Annotated in this window: 13 protein-coding genes and 1 tRNA gene; 13 read left to right on the top strand and 1 reads right to left on the bottom strand. The window is 73.8% G+C overall.

Features of this window, described 5'->3' with window-relative positions; genetic code table 11:
• The first annotated feature begins 52 nt into the window (after nt 1–52).
• The 8 genes from HK417_RS09060 to HK417_RS09025 all read left to right on the top strand — a co-directional run bounded on the left by HK417_RS09060 (nt 53) and on the right by HK417_RS09025 (nt 9,483).
• Entirely contained in the window at nt 53–1,630 is a 1,578-nt protein-coding gene (locus HK417_RS09060) for an amino acid permease (RefSeq protein ID WP_222265548.1), read from the top strand.
• A gap of 102 nt (nt 1,631–1,732) precedes the next feature.
• Nucleotides 1,733–2,365, top strand: a complete 633-nt coding sequence (locus HK417_RS09055; protein WP_222265546.1) for a hypothetical protein — start codon at nt 1,733–1,735, stop codon at nt 2,363–2,365.
• Nucleotides 2,366–2,403: 38 nt separating this feature from the next.
• Nucleotides 2,404–4,206 (top strand): methionine--tRNA ligase, encoded by a 1,803-nt coding sequence (gene metG / locus HK417_RS09050; RefSeq protein ID WP_222265544.1) that lies wholly within the window; start codon nt 2,404–2,406, stop codon nt 4,204–4,206.
• Nucleotides 4,203–5,069, top strand: a complete 867-nt coding sequence (locus HK417_RS09045) for a TatD family hydrolase (RefSeq protein ID WP_222265542.1) — start codon at nt 4,203–4,205, stop codon at nt 5,067–5,069. The genes metG and HK417_RS09045 overlap by 4 nt, the downstream gene beginning before the upstream one ends.
• Before the next feature lie 133 nt (nt 5,070–5,202).
• The gene (locus tag HK417_RS09040) at nt 5,203–6,036 is read left to right on the top strand and encodes a hypothetical protein (RefSeq protein ID WP_222265540.1); all 834 of its coding nucleotides are present in this window, start codon (nt 5,203–5,205) and stop codon (nt 6,034–6,036) included.
• 353 nt (nt 6,037–6,389) lie between these two features.
• A complete protein-coding gene (locus HK417_RS09035; protein ID WP_222265538.1) occupies nt 6,390–7,490 on the top strand; it encodes a resuscitation-promoting factor in 1,101 nt (366 codons plus the stop codon).
• A gap of 115 nt (nt 7,491–7,605) precedes the next feature.
• A complete protein-coding gene (rsmA, locus tag HK417_RS09030) occupies nt 7,606–8,484 on the top strand; it encodes a 16S rRNA (adenine(1518)-N(6)/adenine(1519)-N(6))-dimethyltransferase RsmA (RefSeq protein ID WP_222265666.1) in 879 nt (292 codons plus the stop codon).
• A gap of 30 nt (nt 8,485–8,514) precedes the next feature.
• Nucleotides 8,515–9,483 (top strand): 4-(cytidine 5'-diphospho)-2-C-methyl-D-erythritol kinase, encoded by a 969-nt coding sequence (locus HK417_RS09025; RefSeq protein WP_222265536.1) that lies wholly within the window; start codon nt 8,515–8,517, stop codon nt 9,481–9,483.
• A gap of 55 nt (nt 9,484–9,538) precedes the next feature.
• On the opposite strand, the gene HK417_RS09020 is transcribed toward HK417_RS09025, so the two are convergent.
• Nucleotides 9,539–10,219, bottom strand: coding sequence for a TetR/AcrR family transcriptional regulator (locus tag HK417_RS09020; RefSeq protein ID WP_308123470.1), 681 nt, complete (start codon nt 10,217–10,219; stop codon nt 9,539–9,541).
• Between the two features lie 91 nt (nt 10,220–10,310).
• Between HK417_RS09020 and HK417_RS09015 the strand changes: the two genes are divergently transcribed.
• The 5 genes from HK417_RS09015 to pth all read left to right on the top strand — a co-directional run bounded on the left by HK417_RS09015 (nt 10,311) and on the right by pth (nt 14,536).
• Nucleotides 10,311–10,386 (top strand) — tRNA-Gln (locus tag HK417_RS09015).
• A gap of 33 nt (nt 10,387–10,419) precedes the next feature.
• Nucleotides 10,420–11,919 carry a bifunctional UDP-N-acetylglucosamine diphosphorylase/glucosamine-1-phosphate N-acetyltransferase GlmU gene (glmU, locus tag HK417_RS09010; RefSeq protein WP_308123469.1) on the top strand — a complete coding sequence of 500 codons (1,500 nt, stop codon included), beginning with the start codon at nt 10,420–10,422 and terminating at the stop codon, nt 11,917–11,919.
• A gap of 10 nt (nt 11,920–11,929) precedes the next feature.
• Entirely contained in the window at nt 11,930–12,910 is a 981-nt protein-coding gene (locus HK417_RS09005; RefSeq protein ID WP_222265534.1) for a ribose-phosphate diphosphokinase, read from the top strand.
• Nucleotides 12,911–13,185: 275 nt separating this feature from the next.
• Complete coding sequence (locus HK417_RS09000) at nt 13,186–13,854, top strand: 50S ribosomal protein L25/general stress protein Ctc (RefSeq protein ID WP_222265532.1); 669 nt, start codon at nt 13,186–13,188, stop codon at nt 13,852–13,854.
• Nucleotides 13,811–14,536 carry an aminoacyl-tRNA hydrolase gene (gene pth / locus HK417_RS08995; RefSeq protein WP_308123468.1) on the top strand — a complete coding sequence of 242 codons (726 nt, stop codon included), beginning with the start codon at nt 13,811–13,813 and terminating at the stop codon, nt 14,534–14,536. Before HK417_RS09000 ends, pth begins: the two co-directional genes overlap by 44 nt.
• Nucleotides 14,537–14,544: the final 8 nt, after the last annotated feature.

Below are 14,544 nucleotides of genomic sequence, written 5' to 3'. Positions count from 1 at the left end.
CCGTCGCGCGCCGTGCGGGACGGCGGGACCCGTGGGACCCTGCCTCCAGACCATGATCACCAGCCGGGCGGCGTCCCGCACGCCGGCCGCTCGAGAGGGGGACCGGGTGGCCACCAACCGGGCGCGGGTCAAGAGCGTCGAGGACTCCATTCGGGACACCGACGAACCGGGTCATCGGCTCAAGCGGCACCTGTCCGGCCTGGACCTCGCTGTCTTCGGGGTCGGGGTGATCATCGGCACCGGCATCTTCGTGCTGACCGGGGTCGTCGCCCGTGACCAGTCCGGCCCCGCCGTCGCCATCTCCTTCGTGATCGCCGGTGTGGTCTGTGGTCTGGCCGCGCTCTGCTATGCCGAGTTCGCCTCCACCGTCCCGGTGGCAGGCTCGGCCTACACCTTCTCCTACGCCACCTTCGGCGAGTTCGTCGCCTGGATCATCGGCTGGGACCTGGTCCTGGAGCTGGCGCTGGGCGCCGCCACGGTGGCGGTCGGCTGGTCCGGCTACCTCAACCAGCTGCTGGGCGACCTGGGGGTCCCGCTTCCGACGTCCATCGCCGGGGACGAAGCGAGGTTCAACATCCCGGCCATCGTCATCGTCGCGGTGATGACAGCTGTGCTGGTGCTCGGCATCAAGCTGTCCTCCCGGGTGACGTCGGTGATCGTGGCGATCAAGGTGGCCATCGTCCTGCTCGTGATCGCCGTCGGCGTCTTCTTCGTCAAGGCGGCCAACTACACGCCGTTCGTGCCACCGGCGCAGCCCCCGGCGGCGGACGCCAGCGGCTGGGACGCGCCGCTCGTCCAGACGCTGTTCGGCTTCATGCCGGGCACCTTCGGCTGGGGCGGGGTCATCGCCGGTGCGTCGATCGTGTTCTTCGCCTTCATCGGCTTCGACATCGTGGCCACCGCGGCGGAGGAGACCAAGGACCCGGCCAAGGACATGCCCCGCGGGATCATCGGCTCGCTGGTCATCTGCACCGCGCTCTACGTCGCGGTCTCGCTGGTCGTCGTCGGCATGCAGCGCTACTCGGAGCTGTCGGCCGAGGCACCACTGGCCGAGGCCTTCTCCAGCGTCGGGCTGCCGATCTTCGCCGGGATCATCTCCCTCGGCGCACTGGCCGGGCTGACGTCGGTGGTCATGATCCTCATGCTCGGCCAGTCGCGGGTGCTGTTCGCCATGAGCCGCGACCACCTGCTGCCCCCCGCCTTCGCCGCCGTGCACCCGCGCTACGGCACGCCCTACAAGATCACGATCGTCACCGGGGTCTTCGTCGCGTTCCTCGCCGCCGTGGTGCCGCTGGAGGAGCTCGCCTCGCTGGTCAACATCGGCACGCTGTTCGCCTTCGTTCTCGTGTCGATCGGTGTCTGGGTCCTGCGTCGAACTCGGCCGGAGCTGCCCCGCACCTTCCGGGTGCCGATGGTCCAGGTGCTGCCGTGGGTCTCGGCGGCGGCCTGCCTCTGGCTGATGGCGAACCTGCCGGGCGAGACGTGGCTCCGGTTCGTCGTCTGGATGGCCCTCGGGATCGGCCTCTACTTCGTCTACGGACGGCGGCGCAGCCGGCTGGCGGCCGGGGGCAGCCTCGACCCGGCGACGGCGGGGGAGCGGGAGACCGCGCGCAACCGCGCCACCGACTGAACCCTCACCCCTGAGGGTGAGGCGCCACCGCCGCACCCTGCTGGACACCCCGCCGACGCCCGACCTGATCGGTGACACCCGTCCCCGGTCAGGGAGTTCACCGTGCCGAGCACCACCCCCGACGTCGCCGCGCCGACCCCGCGCCCGGCCACCCCACCGCGGGTGCCGGCTCCGGTCCTCGCGGTCGCCGGGCTCTCCGTCGTCGAGGCGCTCGGGCTGCTCGCCGTCGGGCTGACCGGGCTCGACGGCGTCCTCGGGACGGCGATCCGGCCCTCCGGCTGGCTGGTCGCGGGGACGCTGCTGGTCCTGGCGAGCTGGGTCGTGGCGTGCGCCGGCGGCGGGGCCTCGCTGCTGGACGGCGCCGGCCGCGGACTGCTGACCACGGTCGCCTCCGCGGAGATCGTCCTCGTCCTCGTCCTCTTCGTCGCGGGCCTGGCCGGCGTGCAGGTCCCGGGCCTGGACCCGTTCGCCGGGCTCCCGCTGCCCGCGCTCGCGCTTCTCGCCCTCGCCGTCCCCACCGGCAAGCTGCTGCTCGCCGGTGCTCCGTCGGCGTCGGCCTGGCTGGCGGCCGGCGGCCGTCCCCTCCCGCCGCGGCCGGCTCCGGTCGCGCAGCACCGCCTGCTGCGCGGGATCACCGTGGCCTGCATCGGCCTGGCGCTGGCCGGGGTCGCCGTCGTCGGCGCGCCCGCGGAGCCCGTGGCCCCGAGCACCGCCGCGGTCACCGACGTCCCCTGACGGCGAACAGACTGGACCGCGCTCACTAGTCTCGTCCCGTGAGTGATCGGCACATCCTGACCGCCGTCGCGTGGCCCTACGCCAACGGCCCGCGGCACATCGGCCACGTCTCCGGCTTCGGCGTCCCCTCCGACGTGTTCAGCCGGTTCCACCGGATGAGCGGCGACAAGGTGCTGATGGTCAGCGGCACCGACGAGCACGGGACGCCGATCACGGTCGCGGCCGACGCGGAGGGCGTGACACCGCGGGAGATCGCCGACCGCAACAACCGGGTCATCGTCAACGACCTGGCCAGCCTCGGGCTGAGCTACGACCTGTTCACCCGGACGACGACGGTCAACCACGCCGCGGTCAGCCAGGAGATCTTCCTGGGCCTGCTCAAGAACGGCTACGTCTTCCCGCAGACCACCCTGGGCGCGATCAGCCCGTCCACCGGCCGCACCCTGCCCGACCGCTACATCGAGGGCACCTGCCCGATCTGCGGCTACGACGGCGCCCGCGGCGACCAGTGCGACAACTGCGGCAACCAGCTCGACCCGACCGACCTGATCAACCCGGTCAGCCGGATCAACGGGGAGACGCCGAAGTTCGTCGAGAGCGAGCACTACTTCCTCGACCTGCCGGCCTTCACCCGGGCGCTCGGCGACTGGCTGGCCAGTCGGGACAGCTGGCGGCCCAACGTGCACAACTTCGCGGTCAACCTGCTCGACGACCTGAAGCCGCGCAGCTACACCCGGGACATCGACTGGGGCGTGCCGATCCCGCTGGACGGCTGGCGGGACCGGCCGGACAAGCGCATCTACGTGTGGTTCGACGCCGTGGTCGGCTACCTCTCCGCGTCCATCGAGTGGGCCCGCCGCTCCGGGGACCCGGAGGCGTGGCGGCAGTGGTGGCAGTCGCCGGACTCCGACGCCTACTACTTCATGGGCAAGGACAACATCGTCTTCCACGCCGAGATCTGGCCGGCGCAGCTGCAGGGCTACAACGGCGAGGGGGACAAGGGCGGGACGCCGGGCTCCTACGGCCGGCTCAACCTGCCGACCGAGGTGGTCTCCAGCGAGTTCCTGACCATGGAGGGACGCAAGTTCTCCTCCTCCCGCCAGGTGGTCATCTACGTCAAGGACTTCCTGGCCCGCTACGACGCCGACGCGCTGCGGTACTTCATCGCCGTCGCCGGCCCGGAGAACCAGGACACCGACTTCACCTGGGCGGAGTTCCGCCGCCGCAACAACGACGAGCTGGTCGCCGGCTGGGGCAACCTGGTCAACCGCTCGGTGTCGATGGCGGCCAAGAACGTCGGCGCCATCCCGGCCCCGGGCGAGCTGACCGACGCCGACCGTGCGCTGCTGGACACCACCCGCAGCGCGTTCGGGACGATCGGCGACCTGCTGGGCCGCAACCGGCAGAAGGCGGCCGTGACCGAGGCGATGCGGATCGTCGGCGAGGCGAACAAGTACCTGTCCGACCAGGCGCCGTGGAAGCTCAAGGAGGACCCGGCCCGCCGGGACACCGTGCTGCACACCGCGCTGCAGGCGATCAAGGACTGCAACACGCTGCTGACGCCCTTCCTGCCGCACTCGGCGCAGCAGGTGCACGAGCTGCTCGGGGGGACGGGCGTGTGGTCACCCCAGCCGCAGGTGGTCGAGACCGAGGACCTGGACGACGGCTCGCCCTACCCGATCATCACCGGGGACTACGACGAGGGGCAGGCGGTCTGGGGCCCCACCCCGCTGCCGCCCTCGGGCACCCCGCTCGCCCCGCCGAAGCCGGTCTTCACCAAGCTCGACGAGTCGGTGGTGGAGGAGGAGCTGGCGCGGCTGGAGCAGGGCGGCGGGCAGTGAGCCGGTCGGCGGGTTCGCGGGCCAACCGCCGCGGTGAGCTGCCGCCGTCCCCGGAGCCGCTGCCGTCCCCGGCGGTCGACAGCCACACCCACTTCGACATCGCCGTCGGCGGCGAGGACCGGGCGCCCACCGACGCCGAGGTGGACGAGGCGATCGACGCGGCGGTCGCGGTCGGGGTCCCACGGCTGGTCCAGGTGGGGGTGGACGTCGCCTCCTCCCAGTGGTCGGCCGCGCTCGCCGCCCGCCGGTCCGAGGTGCTCGCCACGGTCGCCCTGCACCCGAACGAGGCCGGCGCGGGGGCGGCCACCGACGACGCGCTGGCCGAGATCGACCGGCTCGCCGCGCTGCCGCGGGTGCGGGCGGTGGGGGAGACCGGTCTGGACCGGTACCGCACCGGGGCGGACGGCTGGGCGGCGCAGGAGGCGTCCTTCCGGGCGCACATCGACATCGCGAAGCGGCACGGCGTCGCCCTGGTGATCCACGACCGGGACGCGCACGACGAGGTGCTCCGGGTGCTCGAGGACGAGGGTGCCCCCGAGCACACCGTGCTGCACTGCTTCTCCGGGGACGCCGGGTTCGCCCGCCGGTGCGTCGAGCGGGGCTACGTGCTGTCCTTCGCCGGGACGCTGACCTTCGCCAACGCCGGCTCCCTGCGGGAGGCGGCCGCGCTCGTCCCGCTGGACCAGCTGCTGGTGGAGACCGACGCGCCCTTCCTCACCCCGATGCCGTACCGGGGGCGGCCCAACGCCGCCCGGCTGGTGCCGCACACGGTCCGCGCGCTGGCCGACGTGACCGGCACCGACCTCGGGCGGCTGTGCGCCGCGCTGACCGCCACCGCGGAGCGGGTCTTCGGCCGCTGGTAGCCGAAGGTCACCCTTCCCCCACGCTCGCACGCTGGCGTCGGGCCCCTGGAGGGTGGCCGGTCCCGCACCTCGGCGGGAGCCCTGCAGCGGGGCCGATGGCGCCACTCGAGCTGATTCGGGGGACACTGAGCGCGTGGGCCGCCTCATCGCCGTCGTGCTCTTCATCGCCCTCATGGCGCCCGCCGCGCTGCTGGTCCGCGGGTGGGTGCTCGCCGCCGACCGTCGAGCGGTCGCCGCCGCGGCCGTCGAGTTCGTCCCCGCCAGCCCCGGGGCGTCCGCCTACCTGACCCGGCAGGCGACGCACGCCCGGCGCGTGCGCCGGCTGGGCTGGCTGGCCGGCGTGGCCGCCGTGATCACCACCGTGGTGCTGTTCGCCGAGGCCTCGGTCTTCCTCTGGGTCCCCGCACTCGCCGCGGGCCTGCTGGCCGGCGTGCTGCTCGCCGAGGCCACCCGGCCCCGGCCGCGCTGGACGGTCACGTCCCCCGCGCGGCGCCCGGCCCGGCGCGACCAGATCTCGCTGTGGCTGCTGTGGACCATGCGGGCCGCCGTCGCCGGGGTGGTGCTGGCCGCCGTCCTGCTGGCCGACGACCTGGGGACCGCCGTCACCGCGACCGCCGTGGCGCTGCCGGTGGCCGGCTGGCTGATCGCCGAGGCCGCGCTGCTGCGGATCCTGGTCCGGCCGCTGCCGGCCGAGGGCGCCGACGTCCCGATCGACGAGGCCCAGCGCACCTGGACCGCGCACCTGGTGGTGGCCGCGACGAGCGTGCTCGCGCTGCTGCCGCTGGGTGCCCTGCTGCTCCGCGCGGCGATCGGCCTGGACGACCGGGTGTCCTCCGACGGCAGCGGGCTGCTGCCCGTCGCCCTGGTCGCCGGCGGGTTCTCCGCGCTGGCGGCGGGGCTGGCGGTCGCGGCGTTCCTGCTCACCTGGCTGCGGCCGGTGCGGCAGAACTCCCCGGCACTGACCTGAGGAGCCGCCCGGAACCCACCCGGGCGTACGTCACTCTGTGGGCATCGTCACTCCTGTCACAGGACCTGACAGGCGTCACAACGGCGTGTGCATCACCGAACGTGTCGGCGTGCCTGCGGAGAGCTGGGTCGACATGTTGGTTTCCTGTGGTCGCACCGTTGGCTTCCGTCAGGTGTTCGTTACCGTGTTGTGACCGATCAGCCGGGGTGGGGAACACCCAGGCGCTCCGCAGGGCCCGTCCGACGGGCCCGGGAGACCATCGGGCAGCACGGTGACGAGCACCCGCCTCGGGTGGGGTGCGCTGGCTGCTGCCCGCGTTCCCCTGCCCGGGTCCCCTGACCTGTGGATGTGTCGTGCGCCGAACGCTGAAGCTCAGTCTCTTCGTCCTGGTCCTGCTGGGCCTGGTGGGTGGCTCCGCCGCCTACTTCCTCGCCCAGAAGACCGTGACCCTCACCGTCGACGGTCAGGCCCGCGAGGTCGACACCTACGCCGACACCGCGGGTGAGGTGCTCGCCGACGAGGGACTGGACCCGGCCTCCCACGACGTCGTCCTGCCCGGCGTGGACAGCGTGGTCGGTGACGGCGACACGATCGTCCTCAACCGGGCCCGTCCGCTCGCGCTCACCGTCGACGGCGTGCGCAGCGACCTCTACACGACCGCCCTGTCGGTCGACGGCCTGCTCGACGAGCTCGGCTACCGTGCCGAGGACCTCGTCCTGTCCGCGAGCCGCGCCGAGCGTCTCCCGCTGGACGGGATGGACCTGGCGATCACCACGAGCAAGGACGTCACGCTCCTCGCCGACGGCCAGCAGCGTGTCCTCACCACGACCGCCGCCACCGCCGCCGACCTGCTGGCCGAGCAGGGGATCGCGCTGTCGGAGACCGACCGCACCTCCCTCTACCCGGACCAGCCGCTGCTGGACCAGATGGTCCTGCAGGTCACCCGGGTGCAGGTCGCCGACGTCACCGACGTGCAGTCCGTGGACTACCGGACCGTCGAGACCCCCGACCCGAACGCCTTCGTCGGGACCCGCACGGTCACCCAGAAGGGCGTCGAGGGCGAGCAGACCGTCACCTGGCGGGTCACGGTCACCGACGGCGTCGAGACCGGCCGCGAGCAGGTCGGCACCGCCGTCACCACGCCGCCGGTCGAGGAGCACGTCACGGTCGGCACCAAGGCGAAGCCCGCGGCCACCGCCACCGCCGTCTCCGCGACCGCCGACGGGCTCAACTGGGCCGCGCTGGCCCGGTGCGAGTCCAGCGGCAACCCCCGGGCGGTGAACCCGGCCGGCTACTACGGCCTCTACCAGTTCTCGCTGAGCACCTGGCGCTCGGTCGGCGGCTCGGGCAACCCGATCGACGCCTCGGCGGACGAGCAGACCGCCCGCGCCCAGGCGCTCTACGCCCGCAGCGGCGCCGGCCAGTGGGGCTGCGGCCGCCACCTCTTCGGCTGATGAAGGCCCCCACGGCCCCCCTGGAAGGACCCCCTTCCTCCCACCCTTCGCACGCTCGGGGTGGTGCCCTGAAGGGAGCCTCGGACGCTCGCGGCCGGCCCCTGCGGCAGGGCCGATCCTGAGCAGCACTCCCGAGCAGCCGGACGGACTGCTGGGCCCGGCCGCCATCCGGGACCTGGCCCAGCAGCTCGATCTGCGGCCGACCAAGACCCTCGGCCAGAACTTCCTGCACGACGCCAACACCATCCGACGGATCGTGCGGACCGCCGACCTGTCACCGGACGACGTCGTCCTGGAGGTGGGCCCGGGCCTGGGCTCGCTGACCCTCGGGCTGCTGCCGGCGTCGGCGCACACCACCGCCGTGGAGATCGACCCGCGGCTGGCCGACCAGCTGCCGCGGACCGTGGCGGACCGGCTGCCGCACCTGGCCGACCGGCTGACCGTGGTCACCGCGGACGCGCTGCGGGTGACCGACCTCCCCGGACCCCCGCCGACCGCGCTCGTTGCGAACCTGCCCTACAACATCGCCGTCCCGGTGCTGCTGCACCTGCTGGAGCTGCTGCCCACCCTGCGCACCGCGTTGGTGCTCGTGCAGGCCGAGGTGGCCGATCGCCTGGCGGCCGGCCCGGGGACGGCGGCCTACGGGGTGCCCAGCGTGAAGGCGGCCTGGTACGGGACGGTCCGCCGGGCCGGCAACGTCCCGCGGCCGGTGTTCTGGCCGGTGCCCAACGTCGACTCCGGACTGGTGGCCCTCACCCGCCGTCCTCCGCCGCCGGGCGACCGGACGGCGACCTTCGCCGCCATCGACGCCGCCTTCGCGACCCGCCGCAAGGGCCTGCGGGCCGCCCTGGCCCGCTGGGCCGGCAGCCCCGCCGCGGCCGAGCAGCGGCTGCGGGCCGCCGGCATCGAGCCGACCACCCGCGGCGAGCAGCTGTCCGTCGAGGACTTCGCCCGGCTCGCGGCGACGGACCCGGTGCCGCCGGAACCCCGCTGACCTGGCCCGGCGGCGTGGCAGGGTGAGCTGGTGAGCAACGCGACGTCCGGCGGACCCGGCCGCATCGCCGGCAACGGCGCGGTCACCGCCCGTGCCCCGGCGAAGGTCAACGTCCACCTCGGGGTGGGGCCCTTGCGCGCCGACGGCTTCCACGAGCTGCAGACGGTGTTCCTGGCCGTCTCGCTGTTCGACACCGTCACGGTGCGGCCCGGCGACGGGCTGTCCCTCACCGTCCGCGGCGAGGGCGCTGCGTCCGGCCGGGGACCGGCCAGCGTGCCCAGCGACCGGCGGAACCTGGTGTGGCAGGCCGCCGAGCTGCTGGCCCGGCACGCGGGCGTCCGCGCCGACGCGCACCTGGAGATCGACAAGTCCATCCCCGCCGCCGCGGGGCTGGCCGGTGGCAGCGCCGACGCCGCCGCCACCCTGGTCGCGCTGGACGCGCTGTGGAACACGCACGCCACCCGCGGCGACCTGGCGGGGCTGGCCGCCCAGCTGGGCAGCGACGTGCCCTTCAGCCTGCTGGGCGGGGTGGCCCTGGGCACCGGCCGGGGCGAGCAGCTCTCGCCCGTCCTGGCCCGCCGCCGGTGGGACTGGGCGCTCGGCATCGCCGGCGAGGGCCTGTCGACGCCGACGGTCTACGCCGAGCTCGACAGCCTGCGGGCGGCCGGGACCCTGCCGGCCGGGGACGCCGCCGTGCCGACCGAGCCGGTGATCACGGCGCTGCGCAGCGGGCCGCCCGCCGCGCTGGCCGCGGCGCTGAGCAACGACCTGCAGGCTCCGGCGCTGCGGCTGCGGCCGGACCTCCGCCGGGCGATGCGGGCGGCCACGGACGCCGGAGCGCGCGCCGCGCTGATCAGCGGATCGGGTCCGACGGTGGCCGCGCTGGCCGACGACGAGCAGTCCGCCGTGCGGCTGGCGGCTGAGCTGGCCGGAGCCGGGGTGTTCCGCACGGTGCGCGCCGTGCACGGCCCGGTGCCCGGCGCCCGCCTCGTCGGCTGACGAAGGACCCTCGCCACTGGCCAGCTCGCGGCGGACCTTGCCGGACGGCGGGACCTCAGTCCCCGGAGGCCAGCCACGGCAGGCCGACCGGCGCCGGCTCGGGCTCCAGGTGCGACAGCCCGTTGTAGGCGAGGTTGACCAGGTGCGCGGCCACCTCCCGCTTCCCCGGTGAGCGGCTGTCCAGCCACCACTGGCCGGTCAGCGCGACCATGCCCACCAGGGCCTGGCTGTACAGCTCGGCCAGCCGGGGGTCGTAGCCGCGCAGCCGGAAGTGGTCGCCCAGGATGTGCTCGACCTTGCTGGCGACCTCGCTGATCAGCGAGTTGAAGCCGCCCTCGGTGCCGGTCGCGGGGGAGTCCCGCACCAGCACCCGGAAGCCGTCGGTCTCCTCCTCGATGTAGTCCAGCAGCACGAGGGCGGCGCGCTCGAGCAGCTCCCGCGGGTGCCCGCCGATCGAGAACGCGGAGGTGAAGCGCTCGAGCAGGCGCTGCATCTCCCGGTCGACGACGACGGCGTAGAGCCCCTCCTTGCCCCCGAAGTGCTCGTACACGACCGGCTTGGAGACGTCGGCGCGGGCGGCGATCTCCTCGATCGAGGTGGCCTCGTACCCGCGCTCGGCGAACAGCTCGCGGCCGACGTCGAGCAGCTGCTGCCGCCGTTGCGCGCCGGTCATCCGCACCCGGGGACGGGCGGGGGCCGCGGGAGCGTCGCCGGCCGGGGTCCCCGAGGTGGTCACCGCCCCATCGTGCCCCTGGGCGCCACCGGGAGTGTCCCGCCCGGCGGTGCGCCCTAGGCTCAGGACGCAGGCGCGCTCGCGCGGCCGGCGATGGGGGATGGGGTAATCGGCAGCCCGCCGGCCTTTGGAGCCGGGAAGTCTCGGTTCGAGTCCGAGTCCCCCAGCCACGTCCGCACCGAACACTCGTCGCGAGGAGTCCCGTGACCCAGCAGAACCCGACCACCACCGTGGACGCCGTCGTCGTCCTCGCCGCCGGCCAGGGCACCCGGATGCGCTCGCGCACGCCCAAGGTGCTGCACCAGCTCGGCGGGCGGTCGATGCTCGGGCACGTGCTGGCCGCGGCCGAGCCGCTCGGTGCCACGCAGACCGTCGTCGTCGTCGGGTCCGGCCGGGAGGCCGTGGCCGAGCACCTGGCGCAGGTCGCCCCGCACGCCCGGCCGGTCGTGCAGGAGGAGCAGCGCGGGTCCGGTCACGCGGCGACCGTCGCGCTCGACGCGCTGGGCCCGGTCGACGGAGCGGTGCTCATCGTCAACGGCGACGCGCCGCTGCTGCGCGTGGAGACCCTCACCGCCCTGGTCGGCGCGCACACCGAGGCGGGCAACGTGCTCACCGTGCTGACCGCCGAGGTCGACGACCCGACGGGTCTGGGCCGGATCGTCCGGGACGACGCGGGGGCGGTCGGCGCGATCGTCGAGGAGAAGGACGCCGACCCCGTGCAGCGCGCCGTCCGCGAGGTCAACGCCGGGGTCTACGTCGGCGACGCCGCCGCCGTCCGCGAGGCGCTCACCCGGGTCGGGTCGGGCAACCAGCAGGGGGAGCAGTACCTCACCGACGTCCTCGGCCTGCTCGTCGCCGACGGCGCGAAGGTCGGTGGGTACCGGGCCGAGGACGCCGAGGACACCCTGGGCTGCAACGACCAGCGTGAGCTCGCCGCCCGCCGCCGCACGATGAACGACCGGGTCCTCGACGACCTGATGCGGGCCGGCGTCGTCGTCGTCGACCCCCGGACGACCTGGGTCGACGTCACCGCCGAGGTCGCCGCGGAGGCCGTGCTGCACCCGGGCACGCAGCTGCTCGGCGCCACGACCGTCGCGGCGGGCGCCGTCGTCGGCCCGGACAGCACCCTGTTGGACTGCGAGGTGGGGGAGGGCGCCTCCGTCGTCCGGTCGCACTGCCAGCTCGCCGTCCTCGGTGCCGCGGCGACCGTCGGACCGTTCAGCTACCTGCGGCCGGGCACCCGGCTGGCACGCGGCGCGAAGGTCGGCGCGTTCGTCGAGACCAAGAACGTCGAGGTCGGCGAGGACTCCAAGGTGCCGCACCTGTCCTATGTCGGCGACGCCACCATCGGTCGCGGATCGAACGTCGGCGCGGCGACCGTGTTCGTCAACTACGACGGCGTCGCCAAGCACCACACGACGGTCGGCGACCACGTGCGGATCGGCTCCGACACGATGCTGGTCGCGCCGGTCACGGTGGGCGACGGTGCCTACACCGCCGCCGGCTCGGTGATCACCAAGGACGTCCCCCCGGGGTCCATGGCCGTGGCCCGGGCCGCACAGCGCAATGTGGGAGGCTGGGTGAGCCGCCGGCGTCCGGGCACGCCCGCGGCCGAGGCCGCCGCAGCGGCGGAGCGAGCAGCAGGAGCACAGGACGCGGGCGGGGAGCAGTCCTCGGCCACCGCACCGGGTGCCGACCAGTAGGGGCGGACAGATGAGCGCCATCCGGCAGACCACCAACAAGAGCCTGATGCTCTTCTCCGGGCGCGCGTACCCGGAGCTGACCACGGAGATCGGCGGCCATCTCGGGGTCACCCCGACCCCCACCGCCTCGTACGAGTTCGCCAACGGTGAGCTGTTCGTGCGGTTCGAGGAGTCGGTGCGCGGCTGCGACGCCTTCGTGGTGCAGAGCCACACCGCGCCGATCAACACCTGGCTGATGGAGCAGTTGCTCATGGTCGACGCGCTCAAGCGCGCCTCGGCCAAGCGGATCACCGTCGTCGCGCCGTTCTTCCCCTACGCCCGGCAGGACAAGAAGCACCGCGGGCGCGAGCCGATCTCCGCCCGGCTGGTCGCCGACATGTTCAAGACCGCCGGCGCGGACCGGCTCATGGCCGTCGACCTGCACACCGCGCAGATCCAGGGCTTCTTCGACGGGCCCGTCGACCACCTCTTCGCCATGGACGTCCTGGTGGAGGAGGTCAAGCGCAAGTGGGGTGACCGCGACCTGACGGTCGTCTCCCCGGACTCCGGCCGCGTCCGGGTGTCCGAGCGGTGGAGCGACAAGCTGGGCGGCACGCCGCTGGCCTTCATCCACAAGACCCGCGACATCACCCGCCCCAACGAGGTCGTGGCCAACCGGGTCGTCGGTGAGGTCAAGGACCGGGTCTGCATCCTCGTCGACGACATGATCGACACCGGCGGCACGATCACCAAGGCCGCCGAGACGCTGTTCGCCGAGGGAGCAGCCGACGTCGTCATCGCCGCCACCCACGGCGTCCTCTCCGGCCCCGCGGTCGACCGGCTGAAGAACAGCCAGGTCAGCGAGGTCATCGTCACCAACACGCTGCCGATCGAGCCCGCGCGCCACTTCGACAAGCTCACCGTCCTCTCGATCGCCCCGCTGCTCGCCAAGGCGATCAAGGCGGTCTTCGAGGACGGCTCCGTCACCAGCCTCTTCGGCGGGGCTTCGTGACATTGCGATCCTCCGGATCGCACCGCGGCCAGGTGCCGTCCCCCTGGTGAGTTGAGCCGTTGCCCGTTCGGGGTCCGGCATTCCCTCGCTGGTGACGGCGGTTCGTCCCCGGCGGGGAGGGTGCTCTCCTGGCTGGGGTACTGTGGGGTCGTTGCCCGGCGAGGGAGACGGTTCCACCGTGCTCCGTGATCGACGTGCGTGTGCCCCGGCAAGGGTGTGCCGCGCTCGTGCGCTGAGCACCCAGACCCGATCCACCTGCTGAGGAGCACACCACCGTGGCTGACTTCCGCCTCGTCGCCGAGCCCCGCACCGAGTTCGGCAAGGGCAGCGCCCGCCGAACCCGTCGTGCGGGCCGCATCCCCGCCGTCCTGTACGGGCACGGCCAGGACGTCGTCCACCTGTCGCTGCCGGCCCGCGAGTTCGCCGCGGTGCTGCGCAACGGCGGCAGCAACGCCCTGATCACCGTCGTCCTCGACGGCACCGAGCAGCTCGCGCTGGCCAAGGCCGTGCAGCGTGACCCGCTGACCCGCGTGCACGAGCACGTCGACCTGCTGCTGGTCCGCCGCGGCGAGAAGACCACCGTCGAGGTCCCGATCGTCGTCGTCGGCGAGCCCGGTGTGGACTCCATCGCCAACCACCAGCTGAACACCGTCTCGCTCGAGGCCGACGCCACGAACCTGCCGGAGTCCATCGAGGTCGACGTCACCGGCCGCACCGCGGGCAGCCACATCACCGCGGGCGACCTGACCCTGCCGGCCGGCGCGACGCTGGTCACCGACCCGGAGGCCCTCGTGATCGGCTTCCTGGGCGCGCCGTCGGCCGCCGAGCTCGAGGCCGACCTGGCCGGCGAGGGCACCGAGGCGCCGCAGGGCGACGTCGTCGGCGAGCCCTCCGACCAGGGTGGCGGCGAGTCGATCGAGGCTGCGAACGCCGACGAGGCCTGAGGTACTCCTGACCGACAGCCCGACCCGCAGGGGCGCCGGCACCGCCGGCGCCCCTGCGGCGTCTCCTGCTCCCGCGTCCGAGGGGCCGTTCCTCGTCGTCGGCCTCGGCAACCCCGGGCCCGGCTACGCCGGCAACCGGCACAACGTCGGCGCGATGGTGCTGGCCGAGCTGGCGACCCGCGCCGGGGTGAAGCTGTCCGCCGGCAAGGGCCCGCGGGCGCGGACGCTGTCCGGTGAGGGGCGGCTCGCGGGTCGCCGCGTCGTGCTGGCCCAGCCGCTGACGTACATGAACGAGTCGGGTGGTGCGGTGCGCGGGCTGCTGGATTACCACCACCTCCCCGTCGCCGACCTGGTGGTCGTGCACGACGAGCTGGACATCCCCTTCGAGGCCGTCCGGCTCAAGCGCGGCGGGGGAGAGGGTGGCCACAACGGCCTGCGCTCGGTCACCCGGGCCACCGGCACCAAGGACTACCTGCGCGTGCGGGTGGGCATCGGCCGCCCGCCCGGACGTCAGGACCCGGCCGACTTCGTGCTCAAGGACTTCTCCGCCACCGAGCGGAAGACCCTCGACCTGCTGGTCGGCGAGGCGGCCGACGCGACCGAACTGCTGCTCGCGCAGGGGCTCGAGGCGGCGCAGAACGTCGTCCACCCCCGGACTCCAGGGGCGACCGCCCGCGGGTGATCGACCTC

The organism is Modestobacter marinus, assembly GCF_019799945.1.
GTDB classification, from domain to species: domain Bacteria; phylum Actinomycetota; class Actinomycetes; order Mycobacteriales; family Geodermatophilaceae; genus Modestobacter; species Modestobacter marinus_B.
The sequence above is the reverse complement of the archived record's forward strand: the minus strand, read 5'-3'. Positions and strand labels throughout refer to the sequence as shown.

What these genes read in the sequence shown, in the direction of transcription:
- HK417_RS09060 (WP_222265548.1), top strand. Translation starts at nt 53, where the DNA reads ATGATCACCAGCCGGGCGGCGTCCCGCACGCCGGCCGCTCGAGAGGGG.
- HK417_RS09005 (WP_222265534.1), top strand. Translation starts at nt 11,930, where the DNA reads ATGAGCGCCATCCGGCAGACCACCAACAAGAGCCTGATGCTCTTCTCC.